Origin of the sequence: Streptomyces sp. NPDC008313 (assembly GCF_042956125.1) — a bacterium.
In the GTDB taxonomy this organism is placed as follows: domain Bacteria; phylum Actinomycetota; class Actinomycetes; order Streptomycetales; family Streptomycetaceae; genus Streptomyces.
The window spans coordinates 1-24,547 of sequence record NZ_JBIBFR010000022.1 but is presented as its reverse complement, the minus strand read 5'-3'; the positions used below and the strand labels follow the sequence as shown (position 1 = coordinate 24,547).

At 72.3% G+C, this 24,547-nt stretch carries 24 protein-coding genes and 1 pseudogene; 16 read left to right on the top strand and 9 right to left on the bottom strand.

Going from position 1 to position 24,547, the window contains the following annotated elements; all coding sequences use genetic code 11:
• Nucleotides 1–127: 127 nt before the first annotated feature.
• Nucleotides 128–334 carry a hypothetical protein gene (locus tag ACFY93_RS26240; RefSeq protein ID WP_391363408.1) on the bottom strand — a complete coding sequence of 69 codons (207 nt, stop codon included), beginning with the start codon at nt 332–334 and terminating at the stop codon, nt 128–130.
• 475 nt (nt 335–809) lie between these two features.
• Here ACFY93_RS26240 and ACFY93_RS26235 point away from each other — a divergent pair, with 475 nt between their 5' ends.
• Genes ACFY93_RS26235 through ACFY93_RS26225 form a run of 3 tightly spaced genes read left to right on the top strand, consistent with a single transcriptional unit; the run spans nt 810 to nt 4,816 of the window.
• On the top strand, nt 810–2,957 hold the full coding sequence (locus ACFY93_RS26235) for a helix-turn-helix domain-containing protein (RefSeq protein ID WP_391363407.1): 2,148 nt from the start codon (nt 810–812) through the stop codon (nt 2,955–2,957).
• A 3-nt stretch (nt 2,958–2,960) separates the two neighbouring features.
• On the top strand, nt 2,961–3,956 hold the full coding sequence (locus tag ACFY93_RS26230; RefSeq protein ID WP_391363405.1) for a hypothetical protein: 996 nt from the start codon (nt 2,961–2,963) through the stop codon (nt 3,954–3,956).
• Nucleotides 3,953–4,816, top strand: coding sequence for a DUF6339 family protein (locus ACFY93_RS26225; protein ID WP_391363403.1), 864 nt, complete (start codon nt 3,953–3,955; stop codon nt 4,814–4,816). Before ACFY93_RS26230 ends, ACFY93_RS26225 begins: the two co-directional genes overlap by 4 nt.
• A gap of 14 nt (nt 4,817–4,830) precedes the next feature.
• On the opposite strand, the gene ACFY93_RS26220 is transcribed toward ACFY93_RS26225, so the two are convergent.
• From ACFY93_RS26220 to ACFY93_RS26205, 4 genes are all read right to left on the bottom strand, one after another.
• Nucleotides 4,831–6,135 (bottom strand): DNA cytosine methyltransferase, encoded by a 1,305-nt coding sequence (locus tag ACFY93_RS26220; RefSeq protein ID WP_391363401.1) that lies wholly within the window; start codon nt 6,133–6,135, stop codon nt 4,831–4,833.
• 11 nt (nt 6,136–6,146) lie between these two features.
• Nucleotides 6,147–7,142 carry a DNA cytosine methyltransferase gene (locus tag ACFY93_RS26215; RefSeq protein ID WP_391363399.1) on the bottom strand — a complete coding sequence of 332 codons (996 nt, stop codon included), beginning with the start codon at nt 7,140–7,142 and terminating at the stop codon, nt 6,147–6,149.
• On the bottom strand, nt 7,130–7,582 hold the full coding sequence (locus ACFY93_RS26210; RefSeq protein WP_391363397.1) for a DNA mismatch endonuclease Vsr: 453 nt from the start codon (nt 7,580–7,582) through the stop codon (nt 7,130–7,132). The genes ACFY93_RS26215 and ACFY93_RS26210 overlap by 13 nt, the downstream gene beginning before the upstream one ends.
• Nucleotides 7,583–7,749: 167 nt before the next feature.
• Nucleotides 7,750–8,193, bottom strand: a complete 444-nt coding sequence (locus ACFY93_RS26205) for a DUF3592 domain-containing protein (protein ID WP_391363395.1) — start codon at nt 8,191–8,193, stop codon at nt 7,750–7,752.
• A 273-nt stretch (nt 8,194–8,466) separates the two neighbouring features.
• On the opposite strand from ACFY93_RS26205, the gene ACFY93_RS26200 reads away from it, so the two are divergent.
• On the top strand, nt 8,467–8,973 hold the full coding sequence (locus ACFY93_RS26200; RefSeq protein WP_391363393.1) for a hypothetical protein: 507 nt from the start codon (nt 8,467–8,469) through the stop codon (nt 8,971–8,973).
• A 133-nt stretch (nt 8,974–9,106) separates the two neighbouring features.
• Here ACFY93_RS26200 and ACFY93_RS26195 read toward each other — a convergent pair whose 3' ends face one another.
• Nucleotides 9,107–10,279 carry an FAD-dependent monooxygenase gene (locus ACFY93_RS26195; protein WP_391363391.1) on the bottom strand — a complete coding sequence of 391 codons (1,173 nt, stop codon included), beginning with the start codon at nt 10,277–10,279 and terminating at the stop codon, nt 9,107–9,109.
• A 224-nt stretch (nt 10,280–10,503) separates the two neighbouring features.
• Between ACFY93_RS26195 and ACFY93_RS26190 the strand changes: the two are divergent.
• Nucleotides 10,504–11,082, top strand: a pseudogene (locus ACFY93_RS26190) (TetR/AcrR family transcriptional regulator); the annotation flags it as partial.
• A 291-nt stretch (nt 11,083–11,373) separates the two neighbouring features.
• Here ACFY93_RS26190 and ACFY93_RS26185 read toward each other — a convergent pair.
• Entirely contained in the window at nt 11,374–12,393 is a 1,020-nt protein-coding gene (locus ACFY93_RS26185; RefSeq protein WP_391363390.1) for an SEC-C metal-binding domain-containing protein, read from the bottom strand.
• 272 nt (nt 12,394–12,665) lie between these two features.
• Between ACFY93_RS26185 and ACFY93_RS26180 the strand changes: the two genes are divergently transcribed.
• The 5 genes from ACFY93_RS26180 to ACFY93_RS26160 all read left to right on the top strand — a co-directional run bounded on the left by ACFY93_RS26180 (nt 12,666) and on the right by ACFY93_RS26160 (nt 16,852).
• Complete coding sequence (locus tag ACFY93_RS26180) at nt 12,666–12,881, top strand: DUF3311 domain-containing protein (RefSeq protein ID WP_391363388.1); 216 nt, start codon at nt 12,666–12,668, stop codon at nt 12,879–12,881.
• A gap of 29 nt (nt 12,882–12,910) precedes the next feature.
• Nucleotides 12,911–14,491 (top strand): sodium:solute symporter, encoded by a 1,581-nt coding sequence (locus ACFY93_RS26175; RefSeq protein ID WP_391363586.1) that lies wholly within the window; start codon nt 12,911–12,913, stop codon nt 14,489–14,491.
• A gap of 70 nt (nt 14,492–14,561) precedes the next feature.
• Nucleotides 14,562–14,858 (top strand): DUF6412 domain-containing protein, encoded by a 297-nt coding sequence (locus tag ACFY93_RS26170; protein ID WP_391363584.1) that lies wholly within the window; start codon nt 14,562–14,564, stop codon nt 14,856–14,858.
• A gap of 159 nt (nt 14,859–15,017) precedes the next feature.
• Nucleotides 15,018–15,848, top strand: a complete 831-nt coding sequence (locus ACFY93_RS26165; RefSeq protein WP_391363386.1) for a membrane protein insertase YidC — start codon at nt 15,018–15,020, stop codon at nt 15,846–15,848.
• A 146-nt stretch (nt 15,849–15,994) separates the two neighbouring features.
• On the top strand, nt 15,995–16,852 hold the full coding sequence (locus ACFY93_RS26160) for a fumarylacetoacetate hydrolase family protein (protein WP_391363385.1): 858 nt from the start codon (nt 15,995–15,997) through the stop codon (nt 16,850–16,852).
• Nucleotides 16,853–16,935: 83 nt separating this feature from the next.
• On the opposite strand, the gene ACFY93_RS26155 is transcribed toward ACFY93_RS26160, so the two are convergent.
• Nucleotides 16,936–17,382, bottom strand: a complete 447-nt coding sequence (locus ACFY93_RS26155) for a heme-degrading domain-containing protein (RefSeq protein ID WP_391363582.1) — start codon at nt 17,380–17,382, stop codon at nt 16,936–16,938.
• A gap of 92 nt (nt 17,383–17,474) precedes the next feature.
• Complete coding sequence (locus ACFY93_RS26150) at nt 17,475–18,569, bottom strand: Gfo/Idh/MocA family oxidoreductase (protein ID WP_391363383.1); 1,095 nt, start codon at nt 18,567–18,569, stop codon at nt 17,475–17,477.
• 55 nt (nt 18,570–18,624) lie between these two features.
• Between ACFY93_RS26150 and ACFY93_RS26145 the strand changes: the two genes are divergently transcribed.
• The 6 genes from ACFY93_RS26145 (at nt 18,625) to ACFY93_RS26120 (ending at nt 24,398) form a co-directional block, all read left to right on the top strand.
• Nucleotides 18,625–19,923 carry an ROK family protein gene (locus ACFY93_RS26145; protein WP_391363381.1) on the top strand — a complete coding sequence of 433 codons (1,299 nt, stop codon included), beginning with the start codon at nt 18,625–18,627 and terminating at the stop codon, nt 19,921–19,923.
• A gap of 184 nt (nt 19,924–20,107) precedes the next feature.
• Nucleotides 20,108–21,007, top strand: coding sequence for an ATP-binding cassette domain-containing protein (locus tag ACFY93_RS26140; RefSeq protein WP_391363379.1), 900 nt, complete (start codon nt 20,108–20,110; stop codon nt 21,005–21,007).
• Complete coding sequence (locus tag ACFY93_RS26135) at nt 21,004–21,852, top strand: ABC transporter permease (protein ID WP_391363377.1); 849 nt, start codon at nt 21,004–21,006, stop codon at nt 21,850–21,852. The genes ACFY93_RS26140 and ACFY93_RS26135 overlap by 4 nt, the downstream gene beginning before the upstream one ends.
• A gap of 11 nt (nt 21,853–21,863) precedes the next feature.
• The gene (locus ACFY93_RS26130) at nt 21,864–22,844 is read left to right on the top strand and encodes an LLM class flavin-dependent oxidoreductase (RefSeq protein WP_391363375.1); all 981 of its coding nucleotides are present in this window, start codon (nt 21,864–21,866) and stop codon (nt 22,842–22,844) included.
• Entirely contained in the window at nt 22,837–23,472 is a 636-nt protein-coding gene (locus ACFY93_RS26125; protein ID WP_391363373.1) for a flavoprotein, read from the top strand. The genes ACFY93_RS26130 and ACFY93_RS26125 overlap by 8 nt, the downstream gene beginning before the upstream one ends.
• Nucleotides 23,469–24,398 (top strand): hypothetical protein, encoded by a 930-nt coding sequence (locus tag ACFY93_RS26120; RefSeq protein ID WP_391363371.1) that lies wholly within the window; start codon nt 23,469–23,471, stop codon nt 24,396–24,398. The genes ACFY93_RS26125 and ACFY93_RS26120 overlap by 4 nt, the downstream gene beginning before the upstream one ends.
• The last annotated feature ends 149 nt before the right edge of the window (nt 24,399–24,547 follow it).

The window sequence follows — 24,547 nt, the reverse complement described above, 5'->3', positions numbered from 1 at the left end:
GAAAGGCTGGGTCACGGGCCGGCTCGCCGACTGCGAGCGAGCCGGCCCGTGATTCGTCGCGCATGGGTGGATCGGCGACTGGCCGATGCCGTGCGTGCAGGTCTTGCGCGGGTTGATGTGCACGGAGTCAGACGACGGGAGGACTCTCGTCAGGCAGCTCCTGAGCTGCCTTCGCCAGGCGGGGGAAGGCAGCGACGAAATCGTCTTCGGACAGCTGGTGCCGATACAGGACAACCACCACATCGGCCTTGCTCGCAGCCGTCCGAATATCCATGTCAATCGCGCTGCATTCCCGCTGGGAAAGCATTAATGGCAGACAATCGTCCTCGTTCAAGGAGCCCCACCCCTAGTCGATGCATTTTTTGTAGCCGCACGGCGGTGCCATCGGGACACACCCCCATGAAGCGAGATTCTCGCTGCGGAATCAATCCCCGCCGATCACGCTAGCGGGTAGATCACCCGGGTCGCCAGCATTTTCCCAAAAACGTTTCTCCGTGCGGGTGTTCATCGCGTACGGACGCACTTCTCCCCCGGTCGCCCGACCCCCTGGATTTCAGGTTCGCGAGCGAGTTGGATTTTCCAACATGGCGAAGGTAGCGGAGCTTTGCGGTGGTGACAACCCCAACTGACGTTCAGCTGGCCGTAGTTACGGCACCGGGTGGCAGGACGTCCGGCCGAAGCCGTCAGATCGGGCGATTCAGGCAGGTGAACCTACCTACCGGGAAGGCCTGTCCAGTTAACCATTGGTTGACATGATCGCGATCGTCAAATTAGCCTCCCCTCACGACCCGAGGAAGAGCAGGTGGCGCGTGGAGACAGGTGAGGAGTTCGGGCCGTGGTTGGCCCGGCAGCTCAAGCTCGCGGGGAAGACGCAGGCCGAACTGGCCAAGGAGCTCGGATTGACCCGAGCCGCCGTCTCCGCGTGGATCGCCGGGCGGTCGACCCCCCGCCCGACCGTCATGACGGACATCGCCAACGCTCTCGGTACGGACGTCGGCACGGTGCACACCCGCACCACCGACACCCAAGCCGGCCTTCCGGTCACGTGGTACCACCGTCCCGGCTATCCCGACGGCGGCCGTGACATGGGCAACGCCGCCGCCTTCGCCTTCGACGCCGACGTCCAGGTCCTCGCGCGCGAAACGTGTCAGAACAGCCTCGACGAGCGCCTGGCGGAGAACGGCCGCCCGGTGCGCGTCCGTTACACCCTGCACGAGTTGACCGGTGAACACCTGGACGACTTCCGCGAGGCGATCCTCTGGAACGACCTCTTCCCCCACTACTCCGCCGTCTCGGAGGTCGCCGCCAACCAGAAGGTGGGCCGGGTCGTCGATGCCGGTGTGCGCGACATGTACGAGAGGGGCCGTCTGGTCCTGCTGAGGGTCGACGACTACAACGCTTCCGGGCTCATCGGCGACGACTACGCGGACGGCAAGTTCGCAGCCGTCGTCCGGCGGCAGCTCGAGAGCCTGAAGTCCGGCCCGGCCGCCGGTGGTTCGTACGGGCTGGGCAAGGCCACGTTGTGGGCCACCAGCGCTCTGGGGCTCGTGCTCATCAACTCCACCCTGTCCGTACCTCATGAGGGGCGTACCGAGCGACGAGTGATCGGCCGTCTCGAACTGCCCTGGCGGGAGGTCGACGGGCGCGCCTACGCGGGCCCCGCATGGTTCGGGCGCCCCGACCCCGACACACCGGGCGCCGAGGTCGCGCGTTCCTGGTGGGCGGACGAGGAGACCGTGGACCGCCTCCATCTGGGCCGGGAGAACGACGAGCCCGGCACGTCCTTCCTCATCGTGGGCGCGCACGACGTGGCCAGCCTCGAGGGGGAGTCGTCGGACCAGGACGGCAGGCAGCGCGACGAAGAAGGCCCCGAGGACACACGAGGCATCGAGAGGATGCACGGCCGCCTGGTCGAGGCGCTGGGCCGTGACTTCTGGGCGGCCATGGTCGGCGGAGGCGGCCGACTCCCGCTGCTGGAGGCCTCGGTCCGCGCTCTGCGCAACGGCGAGGAGGTCGTGGCCGAGACGAAGGTGGACCCGTCCGTCGAGCAGCCCTCCCGCACCCGCGCCCTGCGGGCCCATTACGAGGGCACCACGGTGGACCGGCTCACGGAGTCAGGCCAGGTGGCCTCCAGAAACGTTCCGCTGAAGCTGCCACTGACCGGCGGCGCCAGAGGGGCGACGCTCGGCACTCACCAAGCGGTCCTGCTGGTCACCGAGGCGGCGGGCGACCAGGACACCCCCGTGAACCAGGTGCACTCGCTGCGAGGGAATCGCATGACGGTCAGGAAGGCCACGGTCCCGAACCTGCCGCTCGGAACCAACCCCTTCCAGGCTGTCGTCCTGGTCGGCGAGGCCGCCGGTGCGTCGGCACCCTTCGCGAACGACGCCGAGGAGTTCCTGCGTGCGGCGGAACCGCCTGAGCACGACCGCTGGGGACAGACGGAGGAGCTGACCCTGCGCTGGTCCCCTTCCGCGTATCGACGGATCCAGAATTTGACCACCGAGGTCAACAGCGCGGTCAGGGAACTCGTCACCCGACCGAAGCGTGGCAGGGGTGAAGGTGGCGAGGCGTTGCGCAAGGCGCTGACCGTCAAGAGCCGGCCCAAGGCCAAGGTGCCCTCCGGTCCTGTGGTGCCGGTGCTGGACGCGCTCGACGCGACGATCGGCGACCAGGGGGAGTGGCTGATCGAGGCCGAGGTGAAGATCCCGCGCGGTGACGAGATCGTCCCGATGGTGCCCGTCGCCCAGTTGGACGTCCGTTCCGGGGGACGCCCGCGCCTCGACTGGGCGGAGCTCGTCGCCGTGGAGGGCTGTGAGGTGGAGAACGGGATCCTGCGCTTCCCGCCCGGCACGCGCCGTGCGAAGTTCCGAGGAGCCACCGACGTCTCCAGTCACCCTGTGAGGACCACGCTCACCCGTCTCGTTGTCGAACTGCGTGCCGGCAAGGAGGCGTGACGCGTGAAGATCTACCCGTACAAGCGACTCAGCCGCCCGATCACGCTCAGGGTGACGTCGGTCTCCCTCAAGCTCGCCGACGGCACCCGTGATCCGCTGGACACCAGCGCCTACTCGACTCAGGAACAGGCCGTCGCTCTCGGCGTCGCGGGGCACGCGGACTGGGTGAGCGCCACGATCGGTCTCTCGGCGACACTGCCGCCCGGCGCCGACGCGCCGGATGCGGCCTGGACCGATCTGCGTGTGCTCGCCGTGTTGACCGACGGGGAGACCAACGTCCGCACCTCGACGACCCTCACACGGGACGCCGAGAACAGCCGCGACTGGTCGGGCTCTCTGGAGGTGCTGCGCGACGACCACGTGAGGCGCGCGTCCGTCAGCGCGTACGCCGTCGGGACGATCGACGGAGTACGGGGACGGTCGATCGCCGAGACCGACCGGAACTGGGTCGTCGACACCGTCTCCGACGAGCCGGTCAGAGGGCTGCGACTGGAGGTCCAGAAGGCGTCGTTCAGCAAGAGTTCCAGGGAATGGCTGCGCGCCTACGCCGACGCACCCTGGCTCGTGGACACCACGGCACGGGTTCCCACGGTGTTCGTCAACACCGACATCGACGGCATCGTCGGACTGTTGGACAGCAACGGGGCCGGCGTGGACAGCAAGGTACGTGACCTCCTCGTCGCCCAGATGGCCACGGACGTGTGGACGGCGGTGTTCCACGGCGCCATCGGAGACCTGGAGGTGGAACCCGGCGGTGGTCCGGTCTTCCCGACCGACTGGCAGGGAGAGGTGTTGCGGGAGATGCTCCCGGACGTCGTCCCCGGCGTGCACGTCGAGGAGGCCCTGCGCCAGGTCCACCGCCGACGCACCGGTGACTCGGGCTGGGGCGAGCTGCAGACACGCATCCATTACGCGGCGGTCCGGCGTGCCGACGCCGCCAAGGCGGTGGGCTTCATGATCCGCAGCCTGGAACGGACTAACAGGGAGAGCGAGACGTGATCACCCAACCTCACCACGTGCCGGAGCGCCTGGCGTTGCTCTCCAACTCGGCTGCCGATCCTTTCCTCACCGAGGGCCTGCTCATAGGCGAGGAGGTCCACAGCGGCATCGACCTCGTCAAGGTCGTCGAGCCGCTGCCCGAGGACGACGCCAGGTGGGGGGTCGAGCAGATCCGCAGCTTGGTGGACGACGTCATGTTCGCCTTCGACGAGGAGCGCACCCGGGCCGATGCCTGGCTCGCGCCACGGCTCCACGCCACGCTGCGTCTCACTCGGCAGGAAGCGGCGGACAGAAGACTGTGGAACCACTTGGCGTTGGCTGTCGCCCCTGACTACGTCGTGTGGCGTCATCTGTCGGAGCCGTCTCGACGCGTGGCTGCGGCGCGATTCCAGGGTCCTGCCGACCGGCAGTGTTTCTCCCGCCTGTGGTGGGCGGCTGAACTCTTCCGAAACGGGCCGGACTACGGGTCGGTCGAGGTCGCCTGCGGCAATCAGGACCTCATCCACACCGTGCTCCGGAACGACTTGATCGACCACCGCCCTACAGCCCAGACCTTGGTGCGCCTTCTGCAGAACGGAAAGGTCACCACCGGACGGGAGGTCAACGGCCTGAGCGTCGCGATCAACGCGGCCGGAGCAACCTTGATCTACGACATCCTCGCACCGGACGAGCCCAGGGATCCCGCCCGTCTGCGGGACTGGATCGAGGAGGCGCAGACAGCCCCACCGGTCTCGCGCCACGTCCTCCCGGAGGGGCCCGACGAGGACCCCGCTCCGGAGGAATCCGTGACGGCGCTCACCGACTACTTCACCGAGCTGTTCGAGACCGCCCCGGTCAGGGGCCGGAAGAGCGAGGCCTGATACGCGGCGTCGAGCTACTCGGGGCGGGGGCAGCGGGCAGTGCAGTCGTCCGCCGTCCCGCAGCCGTGGCTCCGAAGCTTGGCCCGCCGCTCCTCCGTGGCCGGCACCCACGGCTCCCGCATCGCCTCCGGGCGCGGCGCGGGCAGGCCGAGCGCCGCGCTCAGGAGATGCGCTCCGAAGAGAGGCGGCACGGCGTTGCCCACCTGCTGGGCCTGCGCCGTACCGGACCACGGGTAGTCCGGCGGGAAGCTCTGCAGCATCCCCGCCTCGTTCATGCTGAACCGCGGTCCCTCGCAGACGACGTCGGTGTGATCGTCGAGGTGCTCGAAGACCACGAAGCGGGAGATGCGGCCGGTGACGGTGGCGGCGGGCTGCTGGTCGGTCCGCACGCCGCGGCGTCCAGGGTTTCCGGAGCTGCCGTAGTTCGACCGAACCAGGAAGGGCCTCTTGCGGCCCGGATGTGTGCCCACCCTTTCGGCGAGAACATCACGCATCGACAGCCAGTGCTCCGGTTCGCCGTCCTTCGAGGGCTGGGACGGGAGTTCCTGGGCGAAGACCTCGTCGAAGGTCGCCTGGGTCCGGGCCGAGATGCCGCTGCTCCTGCGATTCCACTCCCTGGCCTCGTAGGCGCGGTGGGTTTTCTCGGGCAGGGTGGGCTCACCCAGCCCTTTACGACGGGCGATCAGCACCGCTCGGGACCGGGTCTGCGGCACACCGTAGGTCTCGGTGGCGAGGACTCCGAAGTCGACCTCGTACGTCGTTCCGTCGGGAAGGCCTGTGTCCCGCAGCGCCTTGGCGTAGTGCCGCCAGACCTCCACGACCGCGGGTACCTGCTCCAGGACGATGACGTCGTACGGCCGATGCCCCCGGTTGGGGCTCCTGGTCGCCTGGATCGCGTACCGGAGAGGTTCGAGGACCAGCGCGGTGCGCGGATCACTGAGTTTCTTCAGCTCCTCGTCGATCTCCTTGTCGGGACAACCCGCCATGAGCCGCTTGATGAAGTCCTTGACTTCCTCCAGTGCCTTGCGCCCCGCCCCGTGTCCCGCCACCGAGTACGTCTGGCACGGCGGTCCGCCGGCGAGCACGTTGATCTCCGGCGGGAGCGACTCGAAGGACTCCCTGCGGACCGCGCTCACGTCGGCGTGGAGGGTGTCCAGGCCGGCCGCGTAGCGCGTCAGGCACGCGCTCCTGTCCCACTCGATCCCGAGACTCGGGACACCCAGCTTGTGACCAGCGACGTCCAGCCCGCCGGGCCCTGCGAAGAGGTCCAGGACAGACGGCTTGTCGAGGATGGACTGGTGGGGCGGCGTGCTGGTCATGTGGCGGAAGTCTAGCCGGCAGCGGGGGCCACCGGCTCCCCGCTCAGAGCTTCGGCGACGGCCCGACCCAGCGCCTGGCCGACGGGCGGCGGTGTCGCGTGTCCGATCTGGCGGTACCGGGCGGTCTTCAGCCCCGTGACCTCCCAAGACCCGGGGAACCCCTGAAGGAGCGCTGCCTGCTCGACTGTGATTTTCACCATGTTGTCCCTGCCGAGCCGAGGGTCCCACACGAAATCGGGGCCGGGCACCTCGTTGCCCACCGTGTGGGCGTTGACGCCCATGGTCGCCCACTTCCGCTTGGCTCCGGTCGGTCCCAGGTCGGCGCCACCTCGGTTCTTCGAGCCCCCGACCAGCGTCGGAGCCGGCTGGTCGGCCTGGGCGGCCCACCGAGCGGCGTCAGGCCAACCCCGTGCTGCCATGGACGGTCCCAGGACGGCGCCGACCGTCTGAGGTCGCAGCACCGTGGGCGTCGGCGGTCGAACGGCCTCGGCCCATCGCCGTTCGACGGCCACCAGGACGCCCTGCTTGCGATTCTGCGGCACCCCGAAGTCGACGGCGTTCACGACGAACCAACTGAATTCGTATCCCAGGTGCGCCAGTTCGGCACGCGCGAATTCACGGAAGCGCTGGTACCTGTCCGAGTGGGCGAGGTCGGGAACGTTCTCGATGATCACCGCTCGAGGCCTGATGGCGTGGGCCAGGAGGATCGTGGCCTCCAACAAACGCTCCTCCGCGCCTGATTCGGTTCGTCGGGCGGTCGCACTCGACTTCACCCGCGGCAATCCAGCCGAGAGGAGATCCACGTCGTGACTCTCGGTGTGCTCGGCCGGGTCGAAGTCGAGCAGGTCAATACGGAGCACGTTCCAGTGCGGCCTGTTGGCCCGCAAGGTCGTGACGGCGTCATCGTCGTCGTCCAGGAGCAGGCGCGGTTCGAATCCGGCTTGCTCCAGGCCGAGTGCGAGTCCACCCGCCCCGGAGCAGACGTCCACGAAGGTCAGTCCCCCCACGCCTCCCCCTTCCCCGCCCGTTCCCGTAGGCGCCGGTCCACAACTGCCTTCACCTGCTCGGACACCGCCTTCGGGTCCTCGTGCTCCCAGAAACGCAGCACCGTCCACCCCGCAGCGGTCAGATGCTCCGTCGTCTCCCGGTCGCGGGCCATGTTCCGTTCCAACTTCCTGCGCCACCACTCCGCATTGGCTTTCGGCTGCGTGGCGTGCTCCGGACACCCGTGCCAGAAGCAGCCGTCGATCAGGACTGCGACCTTGGCTCGGGTGAAGGCCACATCGATGCGACGCCGCGCCATGCCCGGCACCGGGTGCTCCACGCGATAGCGCAGGCCAGCCGCGTGCAGCAGACGCCGAACAGCCAGTTCGGCGCCCGTGTCCTTGCTGGCCTGGCGGGACATGCGCGCCGAAACGCCGGGGGAGGAGGGGCTTACGTTGTCCAATACTGTCGCGCCTCAGAAACGTATGTCGGGTCTCGGTCGGTGAAGGCCGATCCTGCCGGCTCGAGCTGACCCTCGGGAACGACTCGGATGTCACCCGATCTCAGCAGAGTATGAGCTTGAAGGCCCTGCCCGCAGCCCAGGAGGGAACCCGCGCACTCGCCGAGGCCTCACCACACCGACCACACCCCCACCCCCACCCCGAAGAGCAGCGCGAACGCGCACCACACCAGGTTGGCCGTAGGCGAGTACGACTTGGCTGTGCGGACGACCACGGCTCGGCGGGGGTCGCGGGGGTCGTAGCGGAGGATGACCGGGGTGCCGCGGTGCAGGGCGTTCGGGGCGTCGGGGTTCAGGGGGACCTCGCGGTAGGTCCGGTCGGCGGGCGCGTTCGGGTGGCCGACGGGTGGGGCCTCGTAGCGGATCTGGGGTGGGTGGTAGGAGGGGCCGATCCGGCGGGGGCCGTTGGCCACCTCGCCCGTGGTCCGGACGCCGGGCACGCCCAGCCGGTGCAGGGAGCGGCGGGCGCGCAGGGCGGCTCGGGTGCCGTGGGCGCCGACGGCAGTGCAGAAGGTGGCGAGGAGGAGGGAGACGGTCAGCCAGGGTTGGTCCATGTCGGCCGTCCCCTCCTCGTCGCTTCGTCCCCCTGCCAGACGGCGCCGCCCTTCACACGGTTCCTTCGCGGGCGTCCGGGACGTCTCGTTCCGGTCCGGCCGATGAGCCCGAGCCCGGCCCCCCTCCGACGGCGGCCCCCTCCGACGGCCATGATGGCCAAGCCGTCACCGGTTTCCTGGCCGGTAGGGTCGTCACGTACGGCGCGGAGCGGAGGCGTGTCCTCAGGGGGCAGGGCTGACGGCAACCTCGCAGGAGCGACCACAGGGGGAACGGTGGCCGGCGGGGAGACCGACGGGGCGGCCGGACCGGACGGTCACCGGCGCTTTGCCCGCCACCTGGACGCGCTGGCAGGCGTGGCCCCCGAGGACGAAGCCGGTCTGGTCGCCTCGGTCCTTCGCGATCCGGACGAGACGATGGCCCAGTCGGCGGTGGGGCGCCACTTGGACAACCGGGCCAGGGCGTTGCTGACCGGCGGACATCTTCACGGCTGGGTCCGCGCCATGACATCGGCCGTCGGAGAGCGGGAGTTCCTCACCGGGCGCCTGCGCGAGTGGGCCTTGTTGGCCGCCCTCGTCCGGGAGGAGACCTGGAGCGCCGCCGAGGTCACCACCGCGTCCGACTGGTTCCAGCGCAGAGCCGTGGAGATGGTGACGTCGCCCCGGGTCCTGGCTCTGCTCGCCGCCGAGGGCGGGACACGGCGTGTTCGTGTCGCGGCTGGCCGGCGTCGGGCGGTGGGGTCGGAGGGCGGCGCCGGGGACGCCTGCGGGCGGCCGGGGTGACGCGTCACGCCGTCGGCGCGGACGCGGTGGCGCGTCGGGCTCGTCCCGATGGGCGTGGTCGGCGGCGTCGCGTACCGCCGGGCGCCGGGAGGGCGGCTGGAGGCCGGGGCTTGGTGCCGCGCGGGGGCCGGGGTCAGGCGTGGGGGTCGGCGGCGCGGGCGAGGTTCTCCGGGTCCGGGACTTCCAGGAGGGAGCCGGCGGCTCCGTCGAGCATCCGGGCCGTCTCGGACGAGCGTGGCAGCATCGTCTTCTCGTAGTCGCGCACCGCGTCGTCGACGGTGGTGGCGCGGGCGAGCGCGAGGGCGAGTTCGGCGGCGTCGAGCATGGCGAGGTTGACGCCGACGCCCAGCGGAGGCATGAGGTGCGCCGCGTCGCCCAGGAGCGTCACGCCGGGCGCGTGCTCCCAGGTGTGCGGCGCGGGCAGGGCGAAGATCGGGCGGTCGACGTAGGGACCGTCGTTGTCGGTGATCATCCGCAGCAGCTCCGGCGACCAGTCCGCGTACTCGCCAAGGAGCCGCGCGCGGATGCCCTCGGTGTCCTCGGGGCGGAGCCCGCCTGCCGGGATCCAGTCCACGGGCGCGCGCCGTATGAGGTAGACGCGCATGTGGCCCTTGCCGTTGCGCTGTGCGAAGAGGCCGCGGTCGCCGTCGGCGGCGTGGGCGCTGCCCCTGCCCACCAGTGCGGAGAGCTCGGGATGCGCGTGCTCCATGTCGTCGAACCACGCCTCCAGGAAACCGACCCCGGTGTAGTGCGGTGTCGCGGGCGACAGGGCGGCGCGCACGCGGGAGAAGGCACCGTCCGCGCCGATCACGAGGTCCGTCTCCACGGTCGTCCCGTCGGTGAACGTCAGCGTGCGCGGTCCGTCGGCCGGTCCGCCCACCGAGGCGAGGGTGCGCCCCCACTGGACCGTCCCCGGGGCGAGTGAGCCCAGCAGGAGTTCGCGGAGCTGTCCGCGGTCGATCTCGGGGCAGGCCTTCTCGTCCTCGGACGGCAGGTGGTGGGCGAGGACGCGGCCCGCGGTGTCCAGCTGGCGCATCTCCTGCCCCTCGAACCTGGCCAGAGCGAAGAAGTCGTCCAGCAGGCCCGCCTCACGGAGCGCGAGCTGGCCGTCGTCCTCGTGCAGGTCGAGTGAGCCTCCCTGGTCGCGGGAGGCGGCGTCCGGGTCGCGGTCGTAGACCGTCACCGCGATGCCGTGCCGTTGCAGTACGCGTGCGCAGGTGAGGCCTCCCGGGCCGGCACCGATGACGCTGATCCGTGCGTCGGCGGGCCTCGGGGACTTCGTCGGCGAGTTCGTCAGAGAGGTCATGGGTCTTTTCCCTCGGTCTTGGTCGTTCGGTCGTGGATCGCGGGCGTCGGGTTGGATCCCGTGCCGGGGTCCGGCGGCCGCGCCGCGTGCGGCGGCGGCCGGCGGCGTGCCTCGGTCGGTCGGGACGGCGATCCCTGCGACACCACCAACCAAAGCAGAAGTGAGTGCGAAAGTGCAACCATTTCAGTTTCTCACTCGGTTCAGTCGTGAGATACAGTGACGGCATGCCCGACTCCCCGCCCCCCGGCCGCCGCGAGCGCAAGAAGGCCGCGACGCGGCAGGCCATCGCCGACGCCGCCCTGGAGCTCTTCCTGGAGCACGGATTCGACCGGGTGAGCGTCCGTGACGTCGCCGAGAAGGCCGATGTGTCGACGACGACCCTGTTCGCGCACTTCCCCGGCAAGGAGGCGCTCGTCTTCGACCGGGAGAGCGACGTCGAGGCGGCGCTGGTCGCCTCCGTCAGGGAACGGCCCGCCGGTCAGGACGTCGTGGAGGCGCTCCGCGCCCACGCGCTGAAGTACTGGGTGCCGCTGTCGTCGGACCCGCGGCTGGTCCGCTTCACCGAGCTGGTGGACGGGACGCCCGCGCTCCGCGAGTACGCGGCGCTCATGTGGATGCGGCACGCGGAGACCCTCGGCGTCGTGCTCGCGGAGGAGCTCGGCCGGGAGGCGGACGATCTCGCCTGCGCGGCACTCGCGCGGTTCGTCCTCGAAGTCCCCACCCTGACCAGGGGCCGGCACGACGCGCGCGCGGTCGTGGACACCGTCTTCGACCTGCTGACCCACGGCTGGCCGGCACAACACGGGGCCGAGGGCGCCGAGGCGGACACAGGCGCGGACGCGGGTGCGAGCGCGGTCACGGGCGGGAGCGCCGGCAAGGGCAAGGGCAAGGGCAAGGGCAAGGGCGCGGGCGCCGGCACAGGCACGCCGGAAGCCTGACCGGCTCGCGCCCCCGGCGCGGTCGGGCGGGCGTGCGGACGGGGGCGCGGAACGGGGCCGCGGGACGAGGCGCGGAACGGGGGCGCGGGACGGGGGCGGCGCCGGGGTGCCGGCGGGTGGCCCCGGGGAGCCCCCGGGGCTGTGGGCGGTGAGCCGTCAGGCCGCCGACTCCCCGTGACACTTCCCGTACGGACTGCCCGACGCGCACCAGCAGGCCTCGTCCCGCTGCGGCGGCCACGCCACCGCCAGGCCACGTGCGGCCAGCGTCGTCGCGTACTGGGGCAGCAGGCTCGTGTCCGTCGGGGAGGAGAGCTCCGAGGCGGCGAAGGCCTCGTACGACGGGACCGTGCCGGTGACGATGCCCAGGTTCGGGGTGCCGGAGGCGGCGAGTTCGCGCAGGGACGCCTCTATCGTCGCGAGGTGCGCCTCGTGGGACGGGTATTCGTCGGTGAGCGAGGGGTAGGCGGCGACGAGTTCGGCGAGCTCGTCGGCCGGCCAGTGCAGGACGGCCACCGGGAAGGGGCGGGAGAGCGCCTCGCGGGCCGTGGTCAGCTCGGACTGGAGGCGGGCGATCTCCGCCTGGAGCTCGGCCGGGTTGTCGGAACCGAGCGCCCACACGCGGTTCGGGTCGTGCAGCTCGTCCAGCGAGACCGGGGCCTTGTGCAGGGTGTCCGCGAGGGCGTCCCAGTCGTCGTGGGGAGCGCCCAGCATCCGGCGGACGCGGTGGCGGCCGAAGAGGAGCGAGTGCGTCGGGTACGGCGGCTGCGGCACGTCCGTGAGGAGCAGCCGCGCGCCCTCCGTGAACGTCTCCTGCGCCGCGTCCAGTTCGTCGTGGGCCTCCAGGGCCTCCGCGACGATCACCCAGGGGGCCGGGTCGCGGGGCGCGGCGGCGCGTACGCCGTCGATGATCGCGCGCGCCTCGGCCTCGTGGCCGTACTCCCAGAGGTTCGACGCCTTCAGGGCGCGGATCAGGAGCGGGGCCTCCAGCGGACCGGGGGAGGCGAGGAGGCGGTCGTACAGCGCCGTGGCGCCGGGGCGGTCACCGGCCACCTCGAGATGGGCCGCGGCCTGCAGCAGCAGATGCTCGGCGTCCTCGGGATACAGGCCGGCAGTCCGCTCCAGGCGTGCTGCTTCGGCGTTGTGGTCGACGTTCTCGGCAGGCATGTCGGGGCGCATGAGTGACACCGTACTGCCCGGACGCCGAGGAGGAGAGGGAGGTGCGGGAGGGGGCGAGGGCCCGGCCCGCACGGTGACGAGGGCGTCCCCGCTCCCCGTCCCTCCGCCCGCGCCTCCACCCCGTCCACCTCCGCCGTCCGCGCCGACCCGGCGGCGGACGGCACGCCCGGGGGCGGTCGTCGGCAGGGGGAAGGCCGGGTGCGGAGGCGTGACGCCGGTGACCGGACGTGGGGGAAGCTCACGTTCCGCCGGTGTCGCTAAGGTCCTCTCACGTGAAACCACGCCTCCACCACCTCTGGCTCCTGACTCCCTTCGTCCTCTTTCTCGGGGCGCTCCCGCTGGTGAACCGCGTCGATCCGGTCGTCCTCGGGCTGCCGTTCCTCTTCGTCTGGCTGCTCGGGGCGACGGTGCTGACCCCGCTCGCCGTGTGGCTGACCTGGCGAGGGGACCGCCGCGCCGCCGAGGACGCGAGGGGGCACAGGGCGTGAACACCGCGACAGCCGTCTTCGGCGCCTTCATGGTCGCGACCGTCGTCCTGGGGCTGCTTGCCGTGCGGGGCTCCGCGCGCGGCCGGGGCGGCGGCGGGCAGGGCGGACTCGCCGAGTGGTCGGTGGGCGGACGCAGCCTGGGCACGGTCTTCATCTGGGTGCTGATGGCGGGCGAGAGCTACACCAGCTTCAGCTATCTCGGCGCGGCCGGCTGGGGCTACAACTACGGCGCCCCGGTGCTGTATGTCGTCGCGTACATGTCCTGCGGCTACGCCGTCGGGTATGTCGTCGGCCCCCTGTTCTGGGCGTACGCGCGACGCCACGGGCTGGTCGGGATCACCGACATGGTGGCCCACCGCTACGACCGCCCCTGGGCCGGCGCGCTCATCGCCGTCCTCGCGACCGTCTGCCTGCTCCCCTACATCCAGCTCCAGATCACCGGCATGGGCGTCGTCGTCTCGACGATCTCGTACGGCGCCATCAGCCTGAACTGGGCCTACTTCGTGGCCTTCGCCGTGACCACCGCGTTCGTGGTGGTCAGCGGGCTGCGCGGCAGCGCCTGGGTGTCGGTGCTCAAGGACGCGCTGGTCATCGCGACGCTGGCGTTCCTCGCCGTGTACGTGCCGATGCACTACTTCGACGGGTACGGGGACTTCCTCGGCCGCCTCGTCGACGAGAAGCGCGACTGGCTGACCCTCCCCGGGCACGGCGGGGGAGGGGGCGGCGGCGGAAGCGGACTGGGCATCCCGTGGTTCGTCAGCACCACCGTCCTCAACGCCCTCACCGTCGTCATCTTCCCGACCACCGTCGCCGGCTACCTCGGCGCCCGCGACGGGGACACCCTGCGCCGCAACGCGATCTGGCTGCCCGCTTACAACGTGCTGCTCTTCGTGCCGATGCTGCTGGGCATGGCCGCGCTCTTCGTGGTCCCCGGGCTGACCGGCGCGGACTCGAACCTGGCGCTGTTCCGGCTGGTCGTGGACGCGCTGCCGCACTGGCTGGTCGGTGTCGTGGGGGCCGCGGCGGCCCTGTCGTCGATCGTCCCGATGGCCGTGTTCATGCTGGTCATCGGCACCATGTGGGGGCGGAGCGTGCTCTCCCTCGTACCGCGCTGGCGCGCCCAGCGGCACCAGAAGACCGCCTCGCAGACCGTCGTCGTGATCGCCGGCACCCTCGCCCTCGTCCTGACGTACACGGCGCCCAACACCCTCGTACGGCTCTCCCTCATCTCCTACGAGGGGATGGCCCAGCTCGTGCCGATGCTGCTGATCGGGCTGGTGTGGCGCCGGTTCACGTGGGCGGCCGCGCTCAGCGGGCTCGTGGTCGGCGGTGCCGTCGTCTGCGTCCTCGTCTTCACCGGCCACGACCCCGTGTCCGGTGTGAACGCGGGCCTGCCGGCCCTCGCCGCCAACCTGGCGGTCGCGCTCGCGGTGACGTACGCGGCACCGGGGACGGCGGCAGGCGAGGGAGGGGGCGCCGGGGGCGGGCGGGACCCGCGGCCGGACGCGGAGGTGCTGGCGTCCGTCCCGGCGGTCGGCGAGACGCCCGAACCCGCGGGGGACCGGACGGATCCCGGCGAGACGGACCCCGCGCGGAGGGATCCTGTATAACGGCAGAAGCCGCCGACGCGTACCCGAGCCACGAGAGGAGGAGCCGCCGGTGAACCGGACCTGGGGGACCATGCGCCCCGCAGCCGTACTGCTGCTGCTCCTCATCGAGGTCGCGCTGCTCGACACCGGCAGCCTCGCCGCGGCGGTCGCCGTCACCTTCGCCGCGACCGCCGCCGCCGGTTCCGCCCTCGCGGCCTGCGCCGTCCTCGCGTCCCGCTGCGCGCCCGCCGTGCCGCGCACCCGCGTACGGACGGCCATGCGGGACCGGGAGCACCGGACGGCGTTCCTTCCACAGCGCGATCCCGACGCCCGGGGGCGAATGCGTCCCCGGGCGCCCGGACAGGCCCTCCTGACGGCCGCCGCGTAGGAGGACGACCGGGCGCGAGACCCCGCTGGACGCGGGGGAGCTCGCGCACCCCTGAACCCTGAGTCACCGACCTCGGGTCACTCCGTACCCCACGCGGGTCGTCATGCCGACGAAGCACGTCCTCATCCCGGCACGACGAGACCCCCGGAGGGCTCACCCATGTCCACGTTCTTCTCCGCCTTCGCGAGCATGGTCGAGCGGCTGGCCGACCTGCTGCAGCCGCTGTTCCACGCCTCCTCGGCCGCCGCCGCGATCGTCCTCTTCACGGCGCTCGTACGGCTCCTTGTGCACCCGCTCTCCCGGGCCGCCGCGCGCGGGCAGCGGGAGCGGGCGAGGCTCCAGCCGCAGATCGCCGCACTGCGCGAGAAGCACCGCAAGAACCCGGAGAAGCTGCAGAAGGCGATCATGGAACTGCACGCCGAGGAGAAGGTCTCGCCGCTCTCCGGGTGCCTGCCCAGCCTGTTCCAGATGCCGGCGTTCTTCCTGCTCTACCACCTGTTCTCCAGCACGACGATCGGCGGCGAGAGCAACGCGCTGCTCGGCCACCGGCTGTTCGCCGCGCCGCTCGGCGGCCGCTGGGCCGAGGCCCTGGGCGACGGCGGACCGTTCGGGGCGCAGGGTCTCGTCTACCTGGGCCTCTTCGCCCTCGTCGCGGCGGTCGCGACGTTCAACTTCCGGCGCACCAAGCGCATGATGGCGGCCGGCGCCGCCACCTCCGCGGCCTCGACCTCGGCTTCGGCCGCGAAGGGGGCGTCGGAGGGGGCGTCGGAGCGGGCGTCGGAGGGGGCGGCCGCTGGGCAGATGCCCGGACTCGGGGCGGTCAACAAGATCATGCCGTGGATGTCGTTCTTCACGCTGTTCACCGTCGCGTTCGTCCCGCTGGCCGCCGCGCTGTACGTGGTGACGAGCACGACGTGGAGCGCGGTCGAGCGCGCGGTGCTGTACCGGGACATGCCGGGAGCGGCCCCCGCGACGGCGGCCCTCGTCTGACGAGACCCTCGCCCGCGAGGACCGGAGCTATGGGCCAGTACGTGAACGGGGTATTGCGGACTGGACAGTGAGCTTGGAGGATCGGCCAAGTCCTCCGATGGCTGCACCCATGGGCGGGCGCCCCACGATCGAGGGAGACAGCGGTCATGAAGTTGCTGCGAGTCGGTACGGCGGGAGCGGAGCGGCCCGCGCTGCTCGACGCCGGGGGAACCCTCCGGGACCTGTCCGGTGTCGTGCCGGACATCGACGGCGCGCTGCTCGTGGACGACGGCGCGCTCGGCCGCGTCCGTGCCGCCGCCGACGCCGGTGAGCTGCCCGTGCTGGACGCGGCCGGGCTGCGGACCGGGCCGCCGGTGGCCCGGATCGGCAAGGTCGTGTGCATCGGGCTGAACTACCACGATCACGCCCGGGAGACCGGCGCCGAGCCGCCCACCGAACCGGTCGTCTTCTTCAAGGCGGCGGACACGGTCGTCGGCCCGCACGACACGGTCCTCGTGCCGCGCGGTTCCGTGAAGACCGACTGGGAGGTCGAGCTCGCGGTCGTCATCGGCCGCACAGCCCGCTACCTGGAGTCGCACGAGCAGGCGCTCGCGCACGTCGCCGGGTACGCGGTCGCGCACGACGTCTCGGAGCGGGAGTTCCAGATCGAGCGCGGCGGCACCTGGGACAAGGGCAAGAACTGCGAGACGTTCAACCCGCTGGGCCCCTGGCTCGTGACGGCCGACGAGGTCCCCGACCCGCAGGCCCTCTCGCTGAGGCTGTGGGTCAACGGCGAGCTCAAGCAGGACGGCACGACCGCCGAGCAGATCTTCCCGGTCGCCGAAGTCGTCCGCTACGTCAGCCAGTTCATGACCCTCTACCCCGGCGACGTCATCAACACCGGTACACCGGCGGGTGTGGCGATGGGCCGGCCCGAGCCGAAGCCGTTCCTGCGGGCCGGGGACGTCGTGGAGCTGGAGATCGACGGCCTCGGGCGGCAGCGCCAGGAGCTCAAGGACGCGTAGGGCGCCGGCTCCGTACGGGGCCGGAAGGGGTGGGCGCGCCCGTGCACACGGGGCGCCCCGCCCTCTTCGTGCGATGGGCGTGCTCAGGCCGTGAACCGCTCCAGGGCCTCGACCACCAGGGCGTGGTCCTCCACCTGGGGCAGCCCCGAGACCACCACCGTGCCGATCACGCCCGCGCCCTCGACGGCGATCGGGAACGCGCCGCCGTGCGCCGCGTACACGTCCGGGTCGAGGCGCGAGGACTCCTCGAACGTCGTGCCCTTGGCCCGGAAGCGGCTGCCCACCAGGTACGACGAGCAGCCGTAGCGCTCGACGACCCGGCGCTTGCGGTCGATCCAGGCGTCGTTGTCGGGGGTCGAGCCGGGCAGCGCGGCGTGGAAGAGCTGCTGGCCGCCGCGGCGGATGTCGACCGCGACGGGCGCCCGGCGCGCGCGAGCCAGCTCGACGAGGAGCGTGCCGAGGGCCCAGGCGTCGTCGTGGGTGAAGCGCGCGAGGGTCAGCCGCCGCTCCTGGTCCTCCAGCTCGCGGATCGTCGGCGTGGGTGCCGTGGGTGCCGTGGGTGCCGTGGGTGCCGTGGGTGCCGCGGGGGCCTGGGCGGGTGCCGGGGGTTTGCGCGGTGCGGTCACAGCGTCACCGCCACGCCGTCGCGGGCCGAGCGGCGGGCCGCCTCCAGGACGTCGAGGGCGTCGGCCGCCTGGAGCGCGGTGACCGGGTTCGGGCCGCCCTGGCGGAGCGCGGCGGCGACGGCCTCGTAGTACGCGGGGTACGCGCCCGGCAGGCTCGGCTCGGGGTTGCCGCCCCCGGTCAGCGGGGACTCGCCGGAACCGACGCGGCCCCACAGGGACTCGGCCTCCCGTCCCCACTCCTTGCCGGCCACGGGGCGCTCGCCCGCGCGCAGCGCGTCCTCCTGGGGGTCGAGGCCGTACTTGACGTATCCGGCCCGCGAGCCCAGTACCCGCAGGCGCGGGCCGAGCTGGGCCGTCGTCGCCGACACGTACAGGTGGGAGCGGACGCCACCGCGGTGGGTGAGGGCGATGAAGGTGTCGTCGTCGGCCGCCGCGCCCGGCCGCCGTACGTCCGACTCGGCGTAGACGTGCGTGGCGGGGCCGAAGAGCACCAGGGCCTGGTCGACGACGTGGCTGCCGAGGTCGTACAGCAGGCCGCCGATCTCCGCCGGGTCCCCGGACTCGCGCCAGCCGCCCTTCAACTGCGGGCGCCAGCGCTCGAACCGGGACTCGAAGCGGTACACGTCGCCCAGCTCGCCCTCGTCGAGGAGCCTGCGCAGCGTCAGGAAGTCGTTGTCCCATCGGCGGTTCTGGAAGACGGAGAGCAGCAGGCCGCGCTCGTCCGCGAGGGCGGCGAGCGTACGGGCCTCGGCCGCGGTACCGGCGACCGGCTTGTCCACGACCACGGGCAGACCCGCCTCCAGGGCGGCGGTCGCGAGCGGGACGTGCGTCCTGTTCGGCGACGCGACGACGATCAGGTCGAGCTCTCCGGCGCGCGCCCAGAGCTCGTCGGGGCTCGCGGCCGTCCGCAGCCCGTCACCGAACTCGGCGCGGGCCTGGGCCTGCCGCTCCGGGTCGGAGGTGACGACCGTGTCGAGGGTGAGGCCCTCGGTCGCGGCGATCAGCGGGGCGTGGAAGACGGAGCCCGCGAGGCCGTAGCCGACGAGGCCGACGCGGAGGGGAGAGGCGGGGCCGGAAGCTGTGCTGGTCATGGACCCACTTTCGCAACGCTGTTGCCAAAGTGCAAGCGACGGGGACAATGGGAGCGTGAAGGCCCATGTGAACACCGGTGTGAACAGGAGTGACGCGAGCGGTACCGCGTACGAGCCGGCCGCCGACGGGAGGGACACCCGGCAGCGGGGCGTCCAGCCGTCCGGCGCCGGCGCGAACCTGCCCGCGCTGCGCAGCCACAACGCCGCGCTCGTGCTCGACCTGCTGCGCACGGCGGGCCCGTCCGGCATCAGCCGCCTCGAACTCGCCGAGCGGACCGGCCTCACCCCGCAGGCCGTCAGCAAGATCACCGCACGGCTGCGGACGGAAGGCCTCGCCGCCGACGCGGGCCGCCGCGCCTCCACCGGCGGCAAACCGCGCACGGTCCTGCGGCTGGTCCCGGAGGCCGGACACGCGGTCGGCCTGCACCTGGACCGCGACGAGCTGACGGCGGTGCTCTGCGACCTCACGGGCACGGTGGTGGCCGAGAGCCGGGCCCCGCTGGACCTGGGCGCGGGGGCGGACGCCGTCGTACGGGCGGCGGCGGAGCGAGTGGAGGACGTGCGCGGGGCGGCGCTGCGGGAGGGGGGCGTTCCGGAGGCGGCGGGGGCGGCTCGGCGGGTGGACGACGTGCGGGGGTCGACGGGGTCGACGGGGTCGGCTGGGGCGGCGCTGCCGGGGCCGGGTCTGCTCGGGGTCGGGGTCGCGCTGCCCGGGCCGCTCGACCACACCGAGGGCGTCCTGCACCGGGTCACCGGCTTCCCCGAGTGGGACGGCTTCCCGCTGCGGGACGCCCTCGCGCGGCGGCTCGGGACACCCGTGGCCGTCGACAAGGACACCAACGCGGCGGCGCTCGGACTGGCCGTCGGCGGCGCGGTCGACGCCGCCCACGGCTCCTTCGCGTACCTGCACCTCGGTACGGGACTGGGCGCCGGGCTGGTGATCGGCGGGGCCCTGCACCGGGGGGCCCGCACGGGCGCGGGGGAGTTCGGCCACCAGGTGATCCAGCTGGACGGGCCGCCGTGCGGCTGCGGCAACCGGGGCTGCGTCGAGGCGCTCTGCCTGGCCGCCGTGGCGCGCGGCGACGTGCGGGAGGCCGCCCGGGTGCTCGGCACCGGCGCGGGCAACCTCGCCGGGCTCCTCGACATCGACCTGGTGCTCCTCGGCGGCCGCACGGTCGCGGCCCACCCGGACGCCTTCGTACGCGGAGTCGCCGCCGTACTGGAGCAGCGCGCCGCCCGCGAGGGCTCCGAGGCCGCGGTCCCGGTCCGCGTGGCCCCCGGCGGCGCACGCGGCGTCGCGGAGGGCGCGGCCCAGCTGCTGCTCGCCCCGCTGTTCGGACGCGGCGCCGGATAGCACGCGAGGCCGCTCCGGCCGCCAAGAAACCGCGCGGTCCGATTACTTGGAGAACCGGCGTCCGGAAACCGCGTCGTGGCAGGTCAAGGCCGGTACGCGGCGGACGGGAAAGGACACCTCGGAGCTGGGCCACCTTGCCCCGGGACCCCCGGCGAAGATCGTTCCGTCGTTAGGGTCCGACGACATGGCCCTCCCTTCAACAGCGCCGCCGGCGACGGCGGCGACTCCCGAACCCTCCCCTCCCGCCATCCTCATCCGGGATCTGCGGATGCGCTACGACGCACGCGACGTGCTCCACGGAGTGGACTTGGAGGTGCGACGAGGCGAGGTGCTGGCGCTGCTGGGGCCCAACGGCGCCGGCAAGAGCACCACCATCGAGATCCTGGAGGGGTTCCGGCGGCGTTCCGGTGGTGACGTCAGCGTGCTGGGCACCGACCCCGAGCACGCCGACGACGCCTGGCGGGCCCGGCTGGGAATCGTGATGCAGTCCTGGCGCGACCACGCGCGCTGGCGCGTCGGGGAGTTGGTCGAGCACTTCGCGCGCTACTACCCCGATCCGCGCGACGCGGGCGAGCTCCTGGCCACCGTCGGGCTTTCGGAGCAGGCCGGCCAGGAGTGCCGGACGCTCTCCGGAGGCCAGCGGCGGCGTCTGGACGTCGCGCTGGGCATCATCGGCCGGCCCGAACTGCTCTTCCTCGACGAACCGACCACCGGGTTCGACCCGGAGGCGCGACGCGACTTCCACACGCTCGTGGAACGGCTGAGCGAGGTCGAGGGCATGACGGTACTGCTCACCACCCACGACCTCGCCGAGGCCGAGCGGCTGGCCGACCGCATCGCGGTGCTCGTCGCCGGCCGGCTCGTCGCCGTGGGCTCCATCGACGAACTGGCCGCGCAGATCCAGGCGGACGCCGAGGTGCGCTGGTCCGAGGACGGCCGGCGGTGCCGGCAGCACACCAAGGACCCCTCCGCCCTGGTGTGGGAGCTCCACACCCGGCTCGGCGGCCCCATCCCTGACCTGGAGGTGCGCCGGCCCACGCTGGAGGACACCTATCTGGGCATGCTGCACCAGGAGGAAGCGTGATCAGCCGACAGTCCCTGGCCGTCGGGCTGCACCGGGGAAGGACCGAGCTTCGGCAGACGGCACGCACCCCGCGCGAGTACCTGGGCCATCTCACCAACCCCGCGATGTTCCTGCTCACCGCGTCGTTCCAGACCGGCACCATCCCCGGCAGCCCGGTGCCGTCCTCGCGCCTGGTCGTCGCCGGAAGCGTCGCCGCGCTCCTCGCCATGATCGCGATGGTGTGGCTGCCGCAGCAACTGGCCACCGAACGCGAGGACGGCACCCTGCTGCGACTGCGCGGCACGCCCGGCGGCATGGCCGCCTATCTCGTGAGCAAGACGGTGATGGTCCTGGTGATCGCCGGTGCGAGCACCGTGCTGCTGCTGGTCGGAGGCGCGCTCACCACCGACTCCGGCTTCCCCGGGAGCGTGGACCGGTGGATCACCCTGATGTGGGTGATCGCACTGGGTCTGGTCGCGCTCTCCCTGCTGGGCGCCGCGGTCGGCGCGCTCCTGCCCAATCCGCGCCAGGCCCTGGCCTGGGTGATGCTCCCGCTGCTCGGGCTCCTCTTCATCTCCGGGATCTTCTTCCCGGTCACGAGCATGCCGGAGTGGCTGCGGATCACCGGCGAGGTCTTCCCCCTGAAGTGGATCGCCCAGGGCATCCGTTCCGCGCTCCTGCCCGACAGCGCGCTGGTCGCCGAGACCGGCCGGAGCTGGCAGCACTGGCAGACGTTCGGCGTGCTCGGAGCGTGGACCCTGCTGGGGCTGCTGCTCGCCCCGCGGCTCCTGCTGGCGTCCTCACGCCGGGAGTCCGGCAGCCGCCTGGCGGCCCGCCGTGAAATTGTCGGCCAGCGTTCGTACTGAGGAATGATCCCGTGACCTCCACGCACAACACCAGCATCATGTATCCCATCCAGCCCTCCAGCACGGGGCAGGTCCTGCCCTTCGCCCGGCTGTTGCAGCGCCGCGGCGCGGGCCGGCTGTGGCTGGGCCAGTCCCTGCGGCTGGACACCCACCAGCTCTTCGCGAACCTGGCCGGCATGGGGTACCGCATCCCGATGGGCAGCGGGGTGGTCCTCGCGCCGCTGCGCCACCCGTACGACGCCGCCGTCCAGGCCCGTTCGGTGGCCGCGCTCAGCGGCGCCCCGTACGTCGCCGGGATCGGCCCCGCCGCCCCGGAGTTCCAGGAATCCCTGCTCCCCGAGCCCTACGCCAAGCCGCTCACCGCGATGCGCGAGTACATGACGTCCATGCGCGAGCTGCTGGACGGCCGGCACGTGCGCCGCGACGGCGCGTACCACTTCATCGACGCCCAGCTCATCGCCCTGGACGCCCCGCCGGTCGAACTCGGCGTGGGCGTGCTGCGCCCGCGGATGGCCACGATGGCCGGAGCGGTCGCCGACGTCGCCGTCACCTGGATGACTCCGGCGGACTACATCGCCGACAGCCTCGTGCCCGCTCTGGCCGAGGGCGCCGCGCAGGCGGATCGGGCCGCGCCGCGGGTGGCGACCGTGATCCACGTCGCCGTCGCCCGCCCCGGCCGCGACATCCGCCTCGCCGCCCGCCGCGGCGCCGGCGCCCACCTCAGCGCCGCCCACTACACCGACATGCTGCGGCGCGCCGGTGTCCCCGCGTACGCGGACGACCCGGACGCCGGCGCGGACGCCCTGGTCGAGGCGGGGGTGTTCGTCGCCGGAACGCCCGACGAGATCGCTGCCGAACTCCTCCGCTACCGCAAGAGCGGCGTCGACGAGGTCGTACTCAACCCGGCAGGAGTCATGCACATCGAGGGCCTGGGCGCCGTCATGACCGACCTCCAGGACATCTTCGCCGCCCTGGACCGGCTCCATGGCTGAGAACCCGCCCCCGCCCGAGGCACCGGCACCCGAATTCGGCGGCCGCAAGGTGCTCTTCGCGGGCACCGGCTCCCTCGGCGTGATGTTCATGCCGATGTGGCTCAACTGGCTGCGCACCGCCTACCCGGACATCGAGGTACGCACGGTGCTGACCCGGTCCGCGCAACGGTTCGTCACCCGGGACGCGGTGACCGCGTTCGCGGGCGGAACGGTCCTCCAGGACGTCTGGCCGGACGAGCCAGAAGAGGGTGCCACCCACGTCCAGCTCGCCCAGTGGCCCGACACCGTCGTCGTCCACCCCGCGACCTACAGCTTCGTCAGCCGACTGGCCCTGGGCGTGGCCGACACCCCCCTGCTGCTCGCCCTGCAGTGCACCGCGGCACCCATCGCCGTCGCCCCTGCGCTGCCTCCGGGCGGTGCGGAGTCGTACGGCTACCGCCGGCACGTCGCGGCACTGGCGGAGCGGCCCAACGTGACCGTGGTGCCCCCGCAGCCGGGCTACAGCGTGACGACCGGCGGGCCGGGCGCCACCGTGGCCACGCCGCTGCCCGCCGTCATCCCCGCCCTGGAACGGCTCAGGGCCCGTCTGGCGGCCGGCCCGGCGTCCGGGAAGGAGGCGGGACGATGACGCGGCCGGCCCCGCCCGCCGCCCAGGAGTACGCGACCGGCTTCCTGCGGACCACCGTCCACCCGCACGGCTCGGGGTACGAGTGGATCCGCCGCCCGGGCGACGACCGCCCCGTCCCGCTGAGCGCCCCCGACGAGCCGGTGCGCGCCGCACTCAGCGCGCTGCGCCCGGCCGGTCTGCGGCTCGCGCTCCCGAAGGCGGACGGCGACGCCCTGCGCTACCGGGTGCCGGGCCTGGTCCCGGTGGCGAAACTCTGCGTGGGCCGCGATCCCCGGCTTCCACCCGGGCCGGTGGCCGGAGCCCTCTCCGCGACGGGCGCGGCGCTGCACCTGCTGCACACCGCGGTTCCGGCCTCCCTGGCGGTCTCCGGGCCGCCGGGGCCCGCCCGGCTGGCGTCCTGGATGCGCGAGGGCACCGGGCCGCGAGCCGCACCGGCGTTCCACACCCTCGTCCGCCGCCAACTCGGCTCCGCCCGCTGGGATCTGGTGCTGGAGTGGTGCCACTCCCTGGCCACCGGCCTGAGCGGCGGGGTCTTCCTGCACGGCGCGCCCAGCCTGGGTTCGATCGTCATCGGGGACGCGCCGGCCGACGGCTGTCTGATGGCGGGCGAGGACGTGGCCCGCGGTCCCGCCGACTTCGATCTCGGCTGGCTGCTGGGGGAGTTCGTCGAATGGCGGATGACCCTGTCGCGCCGGACGCCAGGTCTGGACCTGGACCCGCACGACTTCCACTCCGCTCTGGGCGCCCTCGCCGACGGCTACGGTGCGCCGGCCGACCCGGTGTCCGCCGGACACGGCGCGGTACTGCGGGTGTTCACCCACGCCCATGACTTCGCCGCGTACATGGGGTGGCATCCCGAACTGCTCGAGTACACCGTGAAGATCGCCGAGCTGATCGACGACGAGGGCGCCCAGGCCCTGATCTGAGCACGGCGCGGCCCGGCGGCCGTACGGCGACGTGCCCCCCGGTGGCGACTGCCACCGGGGGGTGCCTCTATGTCCTTCGTCAAGGCACCCCTGTCGGGTTTGGGGTGGTTCAGGGTTGCTGGGGTTATGCGGCGAGCTCGACATCCTTC

Coding starts and splice junctions, on each gene's coding strand:
- ACFY93_RS26220 (WP_391363401.1), bottom strand. CDS start 6,135: ATGACCAGCACGCCGCCCCACCAGTCCATCCTCGACAAGCCGTCTGTC.
- ACFY93_RS26205 (WP_391363395.1), bottom strand. CDS start 8,193: ATGGACCAACCCTGGCTGACCGTCTCCCTCCTCCTCGCCACCTTCTGC.
- ACFY93_RS26195 (WP_391363391.1), bottom strand. CDS start 10,279: ATGACCTCTCTGACGAACTCGCCGACGAAGTCCCCGAGGCCCGCCGAC.
- ACFY93_RS26185 (WP_391363390.1), bottom strand. CDS start 12,393: ATGCGCCCCGACATGCCTGCCGAGAACGTCGACCACAACGCCGAAGCA.
- ACFY93_RS26175 (WP_391363586.1), top strand. CDS start 12,911: ATGGTCGCGACCGTCGTCCTGGGGCTGCTTGCCGTGCGGGGCTCCGCG.
- ACFY93_RS26170 (WP_391363584.1), top strand. CDS start 14,562: ATGCGCCCCGCAGCCGTACTGCTGCTGCTCCTCATCGAGGTCGCGCTG.
- ACFY93_RS26165 (WP_391363386.1), top strand. CDS start 15,018: ATGTCCACGTTCTTCTCCGCCTTCGCGAGCATGGTCGAGCGGCTGGCC.
- ACFY93_RS26160 (WP_391363385.1), top strand. CDS start 15,995: ATGAAGTTGCTGCGAGTCGGTACGGCGGGAGCGGAGCGGCCCGCGCTG.
- ACFY93_RS26150 (WP_391363383.1), bottom strand. CDS start 18,569: ATGACCAGCACAGCTTCCGGCCCCGCCTCTCCCCTCCGCGTCGGCCTC.
- ACFY93_RS26140 (WP_391363379.1), top strand. CDS start 20,108: ATGGCCCTCCCTTCAACAGCGCCGCCGGCGACGGCGGCGACTCCCGAA.
- ACFY93_RS26125 (WP_391363373.1), top strand. CDS start 22,837: ATGGCTGAGAACCCGCCCCCGCCCGAGGCACCGGCACCCGAATTCGGC.
- ACFY93_RS26120 (WP_391363371.1), top strand. CDS start 23,469: ATGACGCGGCCGGCCCCGCCCGCCGCCCAGGAGTACGCGACCGGCTTC.